This is a genomic window from Protofrankia sp. BMG5.30, assembly GCF_001983005.1.
Taxonomy (GTDB): Bacteria; Actinomycetota; Actinomycetes; order Frankiales; family Frankiaceae; genus Protofrankia; species Protofrankia coriariae.
In genome coordinates this window covers 34,763-49,659 of record NZ_MOME01000022.1, presented here as the reverse complement: position 1 = coordinate 49,659, position 14,897 = coordinate 34,763, and the positions used below count along the sequence as shown (strand labels likewise).

The 14,897-nt window shown below is 70.0% G+C and carries 11 protein-coding genes and 4 tRNA genes; 6 read left to right on the top strand and 9 right to left on the bottom strand.

Annotation, left to right across the window (positions count from 1 at the left end; translation table 11 throughout):
* Nucleotides 1-5: 5 nt before the first annotated feature.
* The 4 genes from BL254_RS13825 to pgsA form a co-directional block, all read right to left on the bottom strand.
* On the bottom strand, nt 6-698 hold the full coding sequence (locus BL254_RS13825; protein WP_076843491.1) for a hypothetical protein: 693 nt from the start codon (nt 696-698) through the stop codon (nt 6-8).
* A 112-nt stretch (nt 699-810) separates the two neighbouring features.
* On the bottom strand, nt 811-1,944 hold the full coding sequence (locus tag BL254_RS13820; RefSeq protein ID WP_076843490.1) for a glycosyltransferase family 4 protein: 1,134 nt from the start codon (nt 1,942-1,944) through the stop codon (nt 811-813).
* Nucleotides 1,941-2,915, bottom strand: coding sequence for a phosphatidylinositol mannoside acyltransferase (locus BL254_RS13815; RefSeq protein WP_235433492.1), 975 nt, complete (start codon nt 2,913-2,915; stop codon nt 1,941-1,943). The genes BL254_RS13820 and BL254_RS13815 overlap by 4 nt, the downstream gene beginning before the upstream one ends.
* An 87-nt stretch (nt 2,916-3,002) precedes the next feature.
* Nucleotides 3,003-3,680, bottom strand: coding sequence for a phosphatidylinositol phosphate synthase (gene pgsA, locus BL254_RS13810; RefSeq protein ID WP_076843489.1), 678 nt, complete (start codon nt 3,678-3,680; stop codon nt 3,003-3,005).
* A gap of 464 nt (nt 3,681-4,144) precedes the next feature.
* On the opposite strand from pgsA, the gene BL254_RS13805 reads away from it, so the two are divergent.
* Nucleotides 4,145-6,361 carry an elongation factor G-like protein EF-G2 gene (locus BL254_RS13805; RefSeq protein WP_076843488.1) on the top strand — a complete coding sequence of 739 codons (2,217 nt, stop codon included), beginning with the start codon at nt 4,145-4,147 and terminating at the stop codon, nt 6,359-6,361.
* Nucleotides 6,362-6,618: 257 nt separating this feature from the next.
* Here BL254_RS13805 and BL254_RS13800 read toward each other — a convergent pair whose 3' ends face one another.
* Entirely contained in the window at nt 6,619-7,179 is a 561-nt protein-coding gene (locus tag BL254_RS13800; RefSeq protein ID WP_047222839.1) for an HIT domain-containing protein, read from the bottom strand.
* A gap of 788 nt (nt 7,180-7,967) precedes the next feature.
* Here BL254_RS13800 and BL254_RS13795 point away from each other — a divergent pair.
* Entirely contained in the window at nt 7,968-9,608 is a 1,641-nt protein-coding gene (locus BL254_RS13795; RefSeq protein WP_076843487.1) for a cytochrome P450, read from the top strand.
* A gap of 390 nt (nt 9,609-9,998) precedes the next feature.
* Here BL254_RS13795 and BL254_RS13790 read toward each other — a convergent pair.
* Nucleotides 9,999-10,070, bottom strand: a tRNA-Val gene (locus tag BL254_RS13790).
* A 520-nt stretch (nt 10,071-10,590) separates the two neighbouring features.
* Between BL254_RS13790 and BL254_RS13785 the strand changes: the two genes are divergently transcribed.
* Nucleotides 10,591-11,022, top strand: a complete 432-nt coding sequence (locus BL254_RS13785; RefSeq protein WP_013873844.1) for an SsgA family sporulation/cell division regulator — start codon at nt 10,591-10,593, stop codon at nt 11,020-11,022.
* A gap of 345 nt (nt 11,023-11,367) precedes the next feature.
* Here the strand turns inward: BL254_RS13785 and BL254_RS13780 are convergent, their stop codons facing one another.
* A complete protein-coding gene (locus BL254_RS13780) occupies nt 11,368-12,414 on the bottom strand; it encodes a chorismate-binding protein (RefSeq protein ID WP_254858131.1) in 1,047 nt (348 codons plus the stop codon).
* 307 nt (nt 12,415-12,721) lie between these two features.
* On the opposite strand from BL254_RS13780, the gene BL254_RS13775 reads away from it, so the two are divergent.
* The 3 genes from BL254_RS13775 to BL254_RS13765 all read left to right on the top strand — a co-directional run bounded on the left by BL254_RS13775 (nt 12,722) and on the right by BL254_RS13765 (nt 13,013).
* Nucleotides 12,722-12,794: transfer RNA gene (locus BL254_RS13775), tRNA-Gly, on the top strand.
* Nucleotides 12,795-12,838: 44 nt separating this feature from the next.
* Nucleotides 12,839-12,910 (top strand) — tRNA-Cys (locus BL254_RS13770).
* A 31-nt stretch (nt 12,911-12,941) separates the two neighbouring features.
* A tRNA-Val gene (locus BL254_RS13765) sits at nt 12,942-13,013 on the top strand.
* 88 nt (nt 13,014-13,101) lie between these two features.
* Here the strand turns inward: BL254_RS13765 and BL254_RS13760 are convergent.
* Nucleotides 13,102-14,319 (bottom strand): tyrosine-type recombinase/integrase, encoded by a 1,218-nt coding sequence (locus BL254_RS13760; protein ID WP_047222841.1) that lies wholly within the window; start codon nt 14,317-14,319, stop codon nt 13,102-13,104.
* Nucleotides 14,316-14,729: a helix-turn-helix domain-containing protein gene (locus tag BL254_RS24970; protein ID WP_083731071.1), complete on the bottom strand. Its 414-nt coding sequence runs from the start codon at nt 14,727-14,729 to the stop codon at nt 14,316-14,318. The genes BL254_RS13760 and BL254_RS24970 overlap by 4 nt, the downstream gene beginning before the upstream one ends.
* Nucleotides 14,730-14,897 lie beyond the last annotated feature (168 nt).

Below are 14,897 nucleotides of genomic sequence, written 5' to 3'. Positions count from 1 at the left end.
AGAGCTTACGGTGTAAACTTGGACATATTGCCATCAGACACATCGCTATCATACGTACTGCCGTCGCGCCTGCCGCTGTCGCGCGCGATGCCGTCACGCGCAGGGCCGTCACGCGTGGTACTGGCGCGCCTGCCGTCCCCGTCACGGCCGTCGGCGCCGGCATGGTCGTTCCTGCCCCCGGTGTCACCACGCATCGGAAGCGCGTCGTCGATCTCGAAGTAGGTGGGCAGCGGCCTGCGCCCGGACAGTCGCAGTACCCGCACGATCCGTCTGGCCCGCAGTGCCCGCACGTCGCGTACGGCGTCGTTGTGCAGTTGACGGGYGAGCGCGACCCGGGCGGCGGCAACATCCACCGCGTGCAGGGCGTCCGGCGCCCGGTCCGCCGTCGCCGTGACCCCCGGCGAGCGCAGGGCCCGGCTGAGGCTGTTCTCCGCAGTCTCGGTGTCGCTGTCCAGCGGGCCGCCCCCCGCGGGCCCCACCTGCGCGGCCCGGGCCCGCTCCACCGCCTCGCCCAGCTCCGTCAGCTCGCACCGCCGGGCCAGCTCCCCGGCCACCTCCACGCGCAGCGCCAGCTGGCTGATCAGTCCTGTCCGGGCGTCGTCCACCCGGACCGCCAGGCGGTCCAGCCGGCTGGCCAGCCAGGTCAGATAGGTGGCGATCGCCACCACGATCACGACCGTAACAACGACGAGGGTCACCTCGCGCAGCGTAGTGAACGTGGGGTGGGAGCGCGCCAGCTGGCATGAATCTCCTCACACCGGATGGCGGACCGCCGACCGCGGCCGATGTTGGCCCTCAGGCGCTGGCCCGTCAGGCGCTGTTCGCTGCCAGTGACACCGGCCTGTCGCCGGCGACCATCTCGTACACCCCGACGATCCGTTTCGCGATCACCGTCCAGTCGTAGGCGGCCACCACCGCCCGACCCCGCTCGGCCAGCCGCCCGCGCCGTGCGGGATCGGCCAGCAGGTCGGCGAGGGTGTGGGCGAGGGCAGTCGCGTCGCCGACCGGGAACAGCCGGCCGGYCTGGCCGTCGTCCAGGACCCGGCGGAAGGCGTCGATGTCGCTGGCCACCACCGGCACGCCCGCGGCCATCGCCTCCAGCAGGACGATGCCGAAGCTCTCCTGCCCCGTGTTGGGCGCGCAGTAGACCTCCCCCGAGCGGAACACCCGGGGCTTGTCCGCGTCGGAGACGAGCCCGAGCAGGTGGACGCGGTCGCRCAGACCCGGCTCGACCCGCTCGAGCACCGCCTCCCCGTCGCCGGGGCCGGCGACCAGCAGCCTGGCGTCGGCACGGCGTTCCATCAGCGCCGGCAGGGCCGCGAGCAGCACGTCCAGGCCCTTGCGCGGCTCGTCGATACGTCCGAGGAAGACGACCGTGGAACCGTTCGAGACCGGTTCGGGCAACGGGGCCGCCCGTTCGAAGGTGGGTATCGACACGCCGTTGGGGATGAGGATCGCGTCCACGCCGAGATGCTCGACGAGCGTGCGACGGGCCGCTTCGGACACCGCGATGCGGGCCCGGACCTTCTCCATGGACGGCTGCAGCGCCCCGTGCGCGGCTGTCAGGATCTTCGAGCGCGGGTTGGAGGTGTGGAACGTGGCGACGATCGGGCCGTCAGCGAGCATGCAGGCGAGCAGGCTGACGCTCGGCGCCGTCGGTTCGTGCACGTGCAGGACGTCGAAGTCGTGCTCRCGCAGCCACCGGCGTACCCGCGCCGCGGACACCGGCCCCATCAGCAGCCGGGCGACCGAGCCGTTGTAGGGCACCGGCACGGCGTGGCCGGCGTCCACCCCGTACGGCGGGAGCGCGCTGTCGTCGCCCACCGGCGTGATCACCGATACCTCGTGCCCGAGGGCGACCAGGGCCTCGGCGAGATCACGCACGTGGACCTGGACTCCGCCGGGAACGTCCCAGGTGTAGGGGCAGGCAAGGCCGATCTTCATGTTCTCGGCCCTGGCTCTGGCTCCGACCGCGGCGCCGGCTCCGACCGCGGCTGCGGTAGCTCCGTCTCCGTCGGTGTCGGCGTCTCCGTCGGTGCCGGTGTCCGCGTCGGCGTCTGCGGTGGCACGGCCGGTGGCTCGTCCCGCCAGATGCGCTGGAGCATGTGCCAGTCCGCGGGACGGGTGGCGATGCCCTCGGCGAAGGCGTCGGCCAGTGCCTGGGTCATCCGCGCCACGTCGGTGTGCGGCACCGCCGGGTGGATCCGCACGCCCCAGCCGTCCCGGTCGAACCAGAGCGTGGCCGGCAGCAGGGTCGCGCCGGTCCGCAACGCCAGGGTGGCCGGCCCCGGCGGCATCGTGGCCGTCGCGCCGAAGAACTCCACCGGCACGCCGTCCTCGGACAGGTCGCGGTCGGCCAGCAGGCAGACCGTGCCGCCCCCGCCGAGACGGTCGGCCAGCAGGTCGAAGGGGGGCCGCTCGCCCCCGGTCAGCGGGATGACCTCCATGCCGAGCGCCGAACGGAACCGGACGAACCGGTCGAACAGCGACGCCGGCTGGAGACGTTCGGCCACGGTCGTGAACGGTTCGCCGGTGGCGACCAGCCAGGCGCCGGCATGCTCCCAGTTGCCCATGTGCGGTAACGCGACAACGGTCCCGCGGCCGCTGGCGAGGGCGTCGCGCAGACGTGGCTCGTCCAGCATGTGCATTCCCCCGATGATCCGCTCACGGGAGATGTCCTGGAGGCGGAAGACCTCCAGCCAGTAACGCGCGTAGGACCGCACGGCCGCCCGGGTCAGCCGGTCGAGATCGGTGCCGGGCGGGGTGACACGGGCGAGGTTGGAGCGCAGTCGGTGCACCCCACGACCGTCCCGCCGTACGGCGACGTCGGCCACCGCCGTGAACACCGTGGCCGCCACCCGCTCGGGCAGCAGGCGGACCACCCGCCAGCCCGCCGCGTACGCCAGGTCGGTCATCCGCGCGCGGGACACCCAGGGCTCGGCTCCCAACCACGTCACCAACCAATCATGGTCATTCGCGCGCGGGACACCCGGTACGTGCCGTCAGCGGGCCCGCTGACCGGCGGTCGGTTCGGCCGGTGGGGCACCGGCAGCCGCGGACGCACCGGCGGCGCCGGCCGCCTGCAGATACTGTCGACGCACATGAACGACACGCTGTGTCACCGTCAGGACGGTGGCGCCGGCAAGGAACCACAGCGCCGCCGGCAGCAGGTACGGCACGCCCAGGCCGTAGAGACCGGCCGCGACCAGGACGATCAGCAGGCGTTCGCCGCGTTCGGCGAACCCCACGTCACACCGCAGCCCGAGGCCCTCGGCCCGCGCCTTGACGTAGGAGGTGATCGAGCCGGCCACCAGGCTGATCAGGGCAGCCGCGCACAGTGGCAGCGAGTCACCGTCACCGGCGTACCACAGGATCAGCGAGCCGAAGATGGCGCCGTCCCCGACCCGGTCGGAGGCCGAGTCCAGGAACGCGCCCCACGGCGAGGAGATCCCGCGGGCCCGGGCGATCAGGCCGTCGAGCAGATCGGAGAAGACGAACAGCGTGATCACGAGGGTGCCGACGAAGAAGACCCCGCGGGTGAAGAAGCCCAGCGCGGCACCGCTGACACCGATGGTGCCGACGATCGTCACCACGTCCGGCGACACCGACGACCGGGCCAACCGCTCGCCCAGGGGATCGAGCACCCGTTGAATCTGCGGTCGCGCCTTGCTAGCGAGCATGTACGTCCCGTCGTGTACGTCCGGTGCTGTCCCTCACAGTACCGCTGTGACCATCGGCAACCCGTTCCTTGCCAGACCGACATGGGTTGTTCACATGCCGGCGGAGGGGGAACCTGTTCCCACGAGTTTTTCACAGCAGCTCACCGCTGACCGTCGGCAYGACAACCGCCAACACCCGTCAACACGACAACCGTCGACACCACAACCAGTGACACCACAACCGTCGACGTCACAATCGTCGACCTGACAACAGCCGGACCGTTTCCTCCACCCACACAACCGTCACCACTGACACAACCACTCATGACGACGCGATCACGCGATCCGCCACCGGCCGCCCGGAGCGGATCGGCCCACCGCGTTCGTCCAGTCACCCAGGCGGGGTCCACTGGTTCAGCCCTCCCAGCCGCCCAGTGGCCGTCACCAGGGCCACCGGGTGGCCGTGTCACACCGGGGAGGCGTAGGTGAAAACAACCGCATGCAATGATCGTCCCGACCTCGAGCACCCGGCCGACGTACGCAACGTCATTCTTGTCGGCCACACCGGCGCGGGTAAGACGACTCTTGCCGAGAGCCTGCTGGCCGCGGCCGACGAGGGCGAGGCGGCGCAGGGCCGTCCCGCCCCGCCGCGGCACACCGATCACGACGATGCCGAGCACCGCCAGCGCACGATCAACCTGACTGTCCTGTCCACCACCCACCGGGGCATGCGGATCAACCTGCTGGACACCCCCGGGCTCGCCGACTTCATCGGCGACCTGCGCGCCGGGCTGCGCGGCGGGGACGCGGCCCTGTTCGTGGTCAGCGCCCTCGACGGCGTCGACGGCTTCACCCGGCTGCTGTGGGACGAGTGCGCCGCCGCCGGCACACCCCGGGCAATCGTGCTCACGAAGCTGGAACATCCCCGCGCCGACTTCGCCGCGACCGTAGCCACCTGCCAGAAGCTGTTCGGCCCGGGCGTGCTGCCGCTGTACCTGCCGGTACGCCTGCCAGCGGCGGACGGGCCCGCGCCGGGGCACGGCGGCTACCAGCTGATCGACCTGCTGTCCGCGGGTGGCGCCGTTCCCGGTGCCGTTTCCGCCGCCGGGAACGGCACCACCCGGCCGGCGGTCGCCGCCGCCCGCAGCGCCCTGATCGAAGGGATCATCGCCGAGAGTGAGGACGAGTCCCTGCTCGAGCAGTACCTCGCCGGGGAGCCACTGGCACCGGAGCTGCTGCTTCGCGACCTGGAGACAGCGGTCGCCCGCGGCCGCTTCCACCCGGTCCTGCCCGTTCTCGGCCCGGCCGGTGCCGTCGGCGGGAGCGGCGACATGCTCGGCGCCGCCGAGCTGCTGGACCTGTTCACCCGGGCGTTCCCGTCCCCCGCCGAACACCGCCTGCCGGTGAGCACCCGCCCTGACGGGTCGTCGGGGCCGTCGCTGTCGGCCGACCCGGACGGCCCGCTGGCCGCCGAGGTCATCCGGACCACGACCGACCCCTACGTCGGACGCATCTCACTGGTCAGGGTGTTCTCCGGGACGCTGCGCACGGACATGACCGTCCACGTCTGCGGGCACGGCCGGGCCGAACGCGGCCATCCCGACCACGACGACGACGGGCGGATCGCGGGGATCTCCCGGCCGGCCGGCCGCTCCGGGCAGCGGCCGGCGCAGGTCGTGCGGGCCGGTGACCTGTGTGTCGTGGCGAAACTGGCCACTGCGGAGACCGGTGACACCCTGTCCAGCCCGGACGACCCCATCCTGCTGCGGGCGTGGTCGATACCGCGGCCGCAGCTGCCCGTGGCGATCCGCGCGCGCACGAAGAGCTCGGAGGACAAGCTGTCGACCGCGCTGGCCCGCCTCGCCGCGGAGGACCCGAGCCTGACGGTGGAGTACGGCACCGAGACCGGCCAGCTCGTGCTGTGGTGCATGGGCGAGGCGCACAGCGACGTCGTCATCGAACGGCTGCGGGCCCGCTACGGCGTGGACGTCGACCGGGTGGCGCCGCAGGTGCCGCTGCGGGAGACGCTGCGCGGACCGGCGCGGGGCACCGGCCGGCACGTCAAACAGTCCGGCGGCCACGGTCAGTACGCGATCTGCCACGTCGAGGTGGAGCCGCTGCCGGCCGGCAGCGGCCGGGAGTTCGTCGACGAGGTGGTCGGCGGCGCGGTCCCCCGGCAGTTCATCCCCTCGGTGGAGAAGGGCGTGCTGCGCCAGCTCGACCTCGGGGTGGCGGCCGGCTATCCGCTCGTCGACATCCGGGTGCGGCTGGTGGACGGCAAGGCCCATTCGGTGGACTCCTCCGACATCGCCTTCCAGGCCGCCGGGGCGCTGGCGGTGAAGAACGCCRCTCGAGCCGCCGGGATCGTCCTGCTCGAGCCGGTGCTCGCCGTCTGCGTGCTCACCCCCGACGARCACGTCGGCCCGGTTACCAGCGACCTCGCGGCGCGGCGCGGCCGGGTCGTCGGCATCGAGCCGGTCGGCGGTGGGCAGTCCAACGGGCAGGCAGCGCAYGGGAGCACCGCGGGCCGGACCCTGGTGCGGGCCGAGGTGCCCGAGAAGGAGATGCTGCGGTACGCGGTGGACATCCGTTCACTGACCCAGGGCACCGGCACGTTCACCCGTGACAATCTGCGTTACGAACCGGTACCTGACCACCTCGCCGCCGAACACCTCGGCGACAGACCCGGCGAAACCGGATAGCACGGGGCCCGCATCCGTGGTGGGCCCGGATCAGCACCGGTTCGGGCCCCACCGCCGTGCCGCCCCCGAGCATCCCTTGGCGGGCACGGAAAAGCGGTCCACTTCCGACACGGCATCGGAACACGGCATCGGAACACGACGCCAGAACATGACACGGGGAAACGCGGTCCCGCGAAACACCGCGTCGGAAGAACGGCACCTGGGCGGCTGTGCACGGCACGGGAGAACCGTGCCGTGCACAGCCGCGGGGCCGGTGCCTATTCGGTTTCCTTCCACGCGGCGGCGGTGAGCTCGCGGGTCTGGCCCAGCAACGCGGGCAGGACTTTCGTGCCGCCCACGACCGGCATGAAGTTGGTGTCACCGCCCCAGCGAGGCACGACGTGCTGGTGGACGTGTTCGGCGATACCGGCACCCGCGACGACACCGAGGTTCATCCCGATGTTGAAGCCGTGCGCGCCGCTCGCCCGCCGCAACGCCCGCAGCGCGTGCTGGGTGAACAGGGCCATCTCGATGGTTTCGGCGTCCACCAGGGCGGCATAGTCCGGAATATGCCGGTACGGCACAATCATGAGATGCCCGGAGTTGTACGGGTAGAGATTAAGGACGGCGTACACGGTCTCGCCCCGGGCGACGACCAGCCCGTCCTCGTCCGACAGGGACGGGATCTCGCAGAACGGGCACTGCTGGTCGGCGGGCCGTTCCCCCTTGATGTACGCCATCCGGTGCGGTGTGTAGAGCCGGCGGAACGCGTCCGGGCTGCCGACGCCGGCCTGCGCCTCCAGAGAAACACCCTCCGGGGCGGTCGGAATCACGTCCACGAACTGCCCGTTCCCGTGTTGCCCGCGGGCAACGCGACGCTCACGGGCGGCATGCTCACAGGTGGCCTCGCAGATGGCGCGGTCATGGACCTGGGACCACCCTGGTGGTGTGTCACTGGCGGGGCCTCCCGATGCGTCCGGAAGCTGGCTGGGCACGCACGCCGGCCGGACAGGCTGAAGACGGCGCTTCCGCCAGYCTCGCCACGGCCCGCGCACTGATGTACATCTACCTACTCCGACCCGGGCACCGCGTCAAAACACCGCTACGCCCCAGGATGCCCGGTTGGACGCCGCGCCACCAGCCACGGGATGCGCACAGAGGCCAACCACAGGTCACCGCCTCGGCTGGCCACCCCGCGATCCCACATTATGATCRCTGACCTTCTCGTCAACCACAGGAGAGGTTGACGACGTGGGGGGGTCGCCGTCAACCTCTCCCCGGTAGCGTAAGCCGTTTCAAACCACGGCGCCCGCACTATGACCAGAATCATTCAGCGTGTCGCAGCCAGGACGCACCGTCACTTCTGCTTGCGCAACGTACCCGTTGCCGACCGTGGAACCACGGCAGGGTGGATAGGAGTTGTCCCCACAGTGACCAGGGACCCCGGCCCCGATCCCGGTGGGCCGACCGGGTCGGCTTCCGGAGGCGCCCCGGCCACGAAAGGCACATGATCGCGTTACCTTCGGCCCGCCGGGCACGCGCCGCCCCCGCGTCCCAGCGTCGGATGCGTACCGCGACCTGGGCCTGACGGATGCCGTGCCCCGACCCGCCGAACCGGGAGTAGACGATGACATCATCCCAGGCCAGAGCCGTCGACGACCCGGCGGAGAGCACGGACAAGGCCGAGAACGCGGGTGAGGCCGGGCATACGGGCAAGGCCCACAGCACGAACGCCGACAGCCCGAACAGGGCAGAGAGGGCGGGTGGGGCCGGGAGCGCAAGTGGGGCGCAGCCGGCCGACGCTCCCGGCGACGCGGTGGGCGGCGCGGCCGTCAGGCCTGGCCCGCATCCACCGGGCCCGAGCGGGCAGTCGCTGCGTACGGCGTACTCGTTCCTGACCAACCCGCTCGACCTGCTCATCAGGCTGCGCCACGAACACGGCCCGATCGTGCGCGGATCCCTGGGCCGTGGCACCGTCTACCTGGTCAACGACCCGGCCGCGGTGCAGGAGATCCTGGTGAGCTCCCAGCGGGTCTTCGCCAAGGGCTTCCGCAGAAAACGAATGCCGATCGACGAGGGAATACAGCCGCTGGCTCTTCTGCTGGGTTCCGGCCTGCTCACCAGCAGCGGCGAGCTGCACCGGGCCCGCCGGCGGCTCATTCAGCCGCTGTTCCACCGCCAGCGTATCGCCACGTACGGCGGAACATTCGCCAGACTGGCCGAGGAAACCATTTCCGGATGGTCCGACGGGCAACGGTTGGACATCCATGAGGAGATGACCGAGCTGACCCTCGGAATCGTCACCAGAACCGTTTTCGACCTGCCCCTGGACAGCGATCTCGTGCTGACGGTACGGCGGGCGATCGCGGCGAACATGGGCGTGTCACGTCGAGCGGTCATCCCCGGTAGCCGGTATCTGGAGAAAATACCGCTGCCCACGACGCTGCGGGCCCGTAACTCCCGCGCCGACCTCGACCGGCTGATCCGGGAAATAATCGCTGACCRCCGGCGCGAGGGGGCCGACGGCAACGACCTGCTGTCGCTGCTGCTGACAACCCGCGACGCCGAAACCGGCGCGCCGCTGGATGACGACGCCGTACGTGACGAAGCTCTGACGATCCTGCTCGCCGGCCACGAGACCACCGCGAACGCGCTCAGTTGGGCCTTCCACCTGCTCGGCAACGCCCCACAGGCGCGTGAGGCCCTGCACGCCGAACTCGACGAGGTCCTCGGCGACCGGCTGCCCACCCTGGACGACCTGCCCCGCCTCCCCTATACCCGCGCGGTGTTCACCGAGTCGATCCGACTGTACCCACCAGTCTGGATCATGTTCCGCCGAACGGTGGCGGACCACTCTCTCGGCGGCTACGACATCCCCGCGGGTTCGACGGTGCTGGTCAGCCAGTGGGTCATGCACCGCGACCCCGACTACTGGCCCGACCCCGACGGTTTCGTGCCACAACGCTGGCTGGAACCGTCCCCGACGTCATCCCCCGCAGACGAAACGCAACCGTCCGCGACGGGGCCAGCCAGCGAGCCACGCTCAACGGCCACCCGTCCGAAGTACGCGTTCTTCCCGTTCGGTGGCGGTAGCCGTCAGTGCATCGGCAACACGTTCGCCGAACTCGAGGCCGCAATCGTCCTGGCCACAGTCTGCCGACGCTGGCACCTGGAGCCGACCCTCGGCCATTCCGTGACCCCGCTCCCCCGCGTCACCCTGCGCCCCCGTGCCGGTGTCCCCGTAATCGCCCACCGCCGCAACCCCTGAGCCACAAACCACACCCACAAACCACAGGCGTGCGCCGGCCCTCTCACCCCGGCACACGCCCCCCAAAAATCATCCAAAGGGCGCAAACATGCCAAACCGCCCCTCAGAGACCCACCCTCGAGCAAGTACAAAACCACCCAAATGGCAACAAACAACCAAAACCGATACCGCGAAGCCGCCCAAAGGGCGGCGAGCAATCAGAACCGACGCCCCGAAGCCGCCCAAAGGGCGGCGAGCCCCAGAAAGCCGGATCGACCAGGCCCGCCAACCGGGGGTCCCATGGCCACCCCCGCCGTAGAACCGTGGGGGCTCCGGGGGCTCGGCCCCCGGGCAGGCATCGCGGCCCCGGCGAAGCCGCCCCAAGGGCGGCAAGCAAGGAGGACCAGCGCGTGGGCGTACGTGGTTTCGAACCACGGACCTCTGCCGTGTGAAGGCAGCGCTCTACCACTGAGCTATACGCCCTGGAGACGCATGAAGCTTACTACGTCGTTGCGGTGGGTCGGGCGGGGTGGCCGTCAACGCCGTCCCAACAAGGTGGGGGCTRCTGGGGCGGCGGAGGGGTGCGGGGCGTCCGATGCGGYCTGTCCGCTGTGACCCATGATGTCGGTCACATCAGGGCTTGCGGAGCGAGGTTTCRTCGGTCACGATCCGAACACAACTCGCCCCGATTGGGACGAGCGAGGGAGGGGTAGACCCCATCTCATCAGGCACGACAGCACTTGCAATGCGAATACGAAGGGTAATCGACCTACGGGGGTTCCGCCACATGACGCTCATTGACCCAGGCGGCCACGGATGGGCTGCGCAGCCGTCTCCGACGGACGGCTGCGGTCCGTGTACCTGCGCCATGCCGGGCAACTCTCCCGAACCGGCGTAACGGATGTTCAAGTCGCATAACCTTGTTTCCAACGAGCCTCAAAGAGGGAACCATCTCGTTACACGGGTGCTCGCCCGAACCACCGCAGCACTGAGAGGCCGCCCGATGACAATTCGTCACGATTCCATCACAGCAGAACTCGCACTTCGGCTCGTCGTTCCTGGTGGAGCGCCCGTCCCGGTGGCGGCGACGATGCGCTACGAACCGGCGGATCCCTACGCGGTCAGCATCGGGTTCCGTACCGGCGCGGACGAGGTTGTCGAGTGGACGTTCGCTCGCCAACTGCTCAGCGACGGCGTCCGGCGACCGGCCGGGGACGGCGACGTGCAGGTGTGGCCGGCGGCCCAGTCCGGCGGGCGGATCGTCTGCCTGTCGCTGTCCAGTCCCTCCGGCCACGCGCTGTTCGAGATGCCGCGGTCCGAGGTGCTGTCGTTCCTGCGCCGCACCTACTCGGTGGTACCTCTCGGCGGGGAAAGCGAAGTCGTCGATCTGGACGCGGAGCTCGCGCTGCTCATCTGGGGTGGCCCGCAGACGTGACATCGCCCAGGCCGGGGCACCCGGTGTCGTCCCGGCCTGACCATCGCGCCTGACGACCACACCAGGACGCCTGACAGCACGGATCCCACGGATCCCGCCGACGCGAATCCTGCCGATCTTCGCAGATCCTCCAGGTGGTCGATGCACCCTGCCGGCCAGGTGGACCCGCCCGGCGGCAGACCGCCCGGACCGGTCCCGTAGCCGGTCACCGAGCGGAAGCCGCCCGAGCACGATCGAATCGGACCGAGCGGCGTCCACACCGGACGCCGTCAGTCACAGAAGGTCATAGCCGCAGGCCGTTCAAGTAATTCCGCTGGTAATTCCACGTGGCGTCCACGGGCTCTGTCAGGTCGGGACGGACGAACAGATCCTCAGCAGCCGTTCGGCCTTGAGCTCCGTTTCACGCCATTCTCCTTCCGGGTCACTGCCCCAGGTGATTCCGGCGCCGGAACCGAAACACAGCCGGCCGGCCGCGAACCAGAACGTCCGGATACCGACCGCGAGTTCACCCAGCCCCCGGTCGGCGTCGACCCAGCCGACAGCGCCGCAGTACGGCCCGCGCGCCACCGGCTCCAGATCCCGGATGACCCGCAACGCGCTCAGTTTCGGAGCGCCCGACACCGACCCGGGCGGGAAGCTCGCGGCGAACAGCTCGGGCCAGCCGACATGCGGCCGCAGCCGCGCCTCGACGGTGGACACCAGATGCACCAGGCCCGGATGGGCCTCGAGCGCGCACAACGCCGGGACGCTCACCCCGCCCGGGCAGGCAACCCGGCCGAGATCGTTACGCACCAGATCGACGATCATGATGTTCTCGGCGATGTCCTTCTCCAACAGGTCCGCCGCGACCCGGCCCGTTCCCTTGATGGGCCCCGAGCGCACCACGTCGCCCCGGCGTGACAGGAACAGCTCCGGGGACGCGCTGATCACCCGGATGTCCGCCTCCGGGACATACATCACGGCCGCGTACGGCGCCGGGTTGCCGCGCGCCAACGCCACCCCGAGAGCCGCGATCGCCTCACCGCTCACGGCGGCCATCGGCACGGACAACACTCGGCACAGATTGACCTGATAGACCTCGCCGGCGGCGATCTCGGCGCGGATACGCCGCACGCCGGCGACATAGCCGTCCCGATCCAGGCTGCTCGTCCACCCGTCGCGGGGCGGGCCGTGCCACGGCCGGCCCGCGATCGCCGTCAGCGAGGGCGCGGCACGGACGTCTGCGAAACGCACACACCGCGCCGCGCCCTCGAAGTCGACCACGACCGCCCAGAAGCCGCCGCGGTCGAGGGCGGCCAGGTCATCGGTGATGTCGATCACACCGGTTGCGAGCCGACCACCGGCGACCATGAAGGATCCCGTCCGCCACGGCGGGCGGCGCCGAACCTCCATCCGCCCGCCCGAGGCCTGCGTCACCGGCCTGCCAGCACCGATGAAGACGCCCCCCGGCCTGGCCTGCCGGCCACGGTCCGGGCTGTCCCGAGTCGCGCCGTCCATCCGAATCACGCTACCGGCGTCCGGGCCCGTGGCACGTGGCCCGACCAGCACGTTTTGACAACCGGCAAGCGCAACCGACACCAGCGGACGGGCAACGACACAGAGACTTCACATCACAGACACAGCAGACGGCGAGTCATTCGACGCTCCCCCACATCGTCCGCTAGAGTGCTACCTGCACCCGCCGAGAGGCGAGGGGCACGCGGACGTGGCTCAGCTGGTAGAGCATCACCTTGCCAAGGTGAGGGTCGCGGGTTCGAATCCCGTCGTCCGCTCGAGAGTGTGTGAGGTCAGAGGTCAAGCCCGTCCCGGCCTCCCTGGCGGAGTGGCCGAGTGGTTTAGGCAAGGGCCTGCAAAGCCCTGTACGCGGGTTCGATTCCCGCCTCCGCCTCGGTAACAAGGCACCAAACCGGAACAAACTCGGGCGATTAGCTCAGTGGGAGAGCGCTACCTTGACACGGTAGAGGCCACTGGTTCAATCCCAGTATCGCCCACCCCTTTGGTACCAGTACTTTTCACAGCGCCCCCCGCACGGCTCAGTCCGTACGGGGGGCGCTGTGCGTACGAATCCGCGAACGCAGCCTACGCGGACTCGGCCTGCGGACCCTCCTCCATCTCGTCGGGCGACTCAGGCACCGCCGGTGCGGTGGGCGGTTCCGGCGTTCCGAGGATCACGCTCGCGATCTCGTCGGCCGCGTCCTTGTCCATGCCCGGGATCACGTGGCTGTAGAACGACAGGGTGAACGCCACGCTCGCGTGGCCGAGACGCTCGCTGACCACCTTCGGGTGGACACCGGCCTTCAGTGCGGCCGATGCATAGCTGTGTCGGACGTCGTGGAGACGGATCACTGGCAGGCCGGCAGTGCGTGCGTAGCCCTGGAACCAGTCAGTGATTGTGTCCGGATGAATCGCGGTGCCGTCCGGCCAGCAGAACAGACGCTCGTTCGTATGTCCGAAGGTCTTTCGGTCAACCTCCCAGGTCGCGATATAGGCACGTAGCGCTTCGAGCGTGAGTGGATCGAGGGACAGCGGCCGGTAGCCACTCAGCGTCTTCTGCTCCCCGTCGTCGGCCTGGCCGTCGATGACCACCCGTGTCGTGCTCGGCGAAATAGTGCCCAAGTCCAGATCGACATCCGCCCGGCGCAGCCCGGCCAGAGTGCCGCGCCGGACGCCCGTCGTGATCAGAAGAAGGTACATCGCGTACAGCCGATCGTCGCGGATGTGGTCGATGAAGACACGGAGCTGATCCGATGTCCACACCGTCGGCGCGCGTCGGCCGACTCGCGGCCGGTGTGCGTCCTCCGCCGGATTGCGTCGGATATACCCCCACTTCACCGCATCGCCCAGTGCACGACGCAACGTCTGATGGACCACAGCAACCGTGGCGGGCGCTAGGCCGCTCCCCTGCTGCCCGCGGCGGTGGAGCCGTCCGCCGTCCAACAGGTGGCCGTAGAGCAGGTCCAGCCGACGGGCGGTGAGTTCCTGAAGCGTTGTCGTGCCGATCACCGGGACGACGTAGAGGGTCAGGTAGTTGCGGTACTTCACCCACGTGCCTTTCGCCACCGACGGCCGGACTGCGGCCAGCCACTCCTTGATGAATTCCTCCACCGTGCGTCGGGAGGGCGCCATGTGCCTGCCCTCCTCGAAACGGGCGATGGACTCCCGCATTGCCCTGGTGGCTTCCGTCTTGGTCTTGAAGCCGCCGCGCGACGTCGTCCGGCGCTTGCCGGTCAGCGGGTCGGGGCCGATGTCGTGCTTGTACTCCCAGCCGTTCGGCCGCTTGTAGACGCTGCCCTTCATGCGCCACCGCCGACAGCGCCGCGCAGACGGTCTGTGACGATGTAGACCCGCCCGCCCATCCGCTCTACAGGCAACTCGCCCGCCTCCGCCAGGCGGTAGGCGGTGGCGCGGGACAGACCGAGGATGGCTGCGGCCCGGGCCACCGAGATCAGGGCGGGCAGGCCCTTGAACCGGTCGACCAACGCCACGGCCGGCGGGGCGGCGACCTGGTGCCGGGCCTGGTCGGCAAGGTAGACGTCCAGGCGCTCGAAGACGGCCCGGAGCTCCGCGCGGAGCGCCTCGACAGCGAGTGTTTCTTTGCCTGTCTCCGGGCGGTTTGCGGCGGGAGCCGAGGCAGCCGGACGGACCACACGGCGGCGGGAAACAGAGACCACTTGCTTGGCCTGGTCAGGCACGGATGGAGCAGTCACGATGATGTCGCCTTCTTCCAGTTCGGTTGGAGGGGGCAGGCGGCTCCGGCGGGTGCTTGGCGGTGCGTGCCGGGGCCGTCTTGATTAGGACCGTCTTGCCGCGGGCATGTCGGTCACGGTGAGTGAGGGCATGGCGGAGCGGTGGGGGTGCCGTCCCATCCGTCCCAC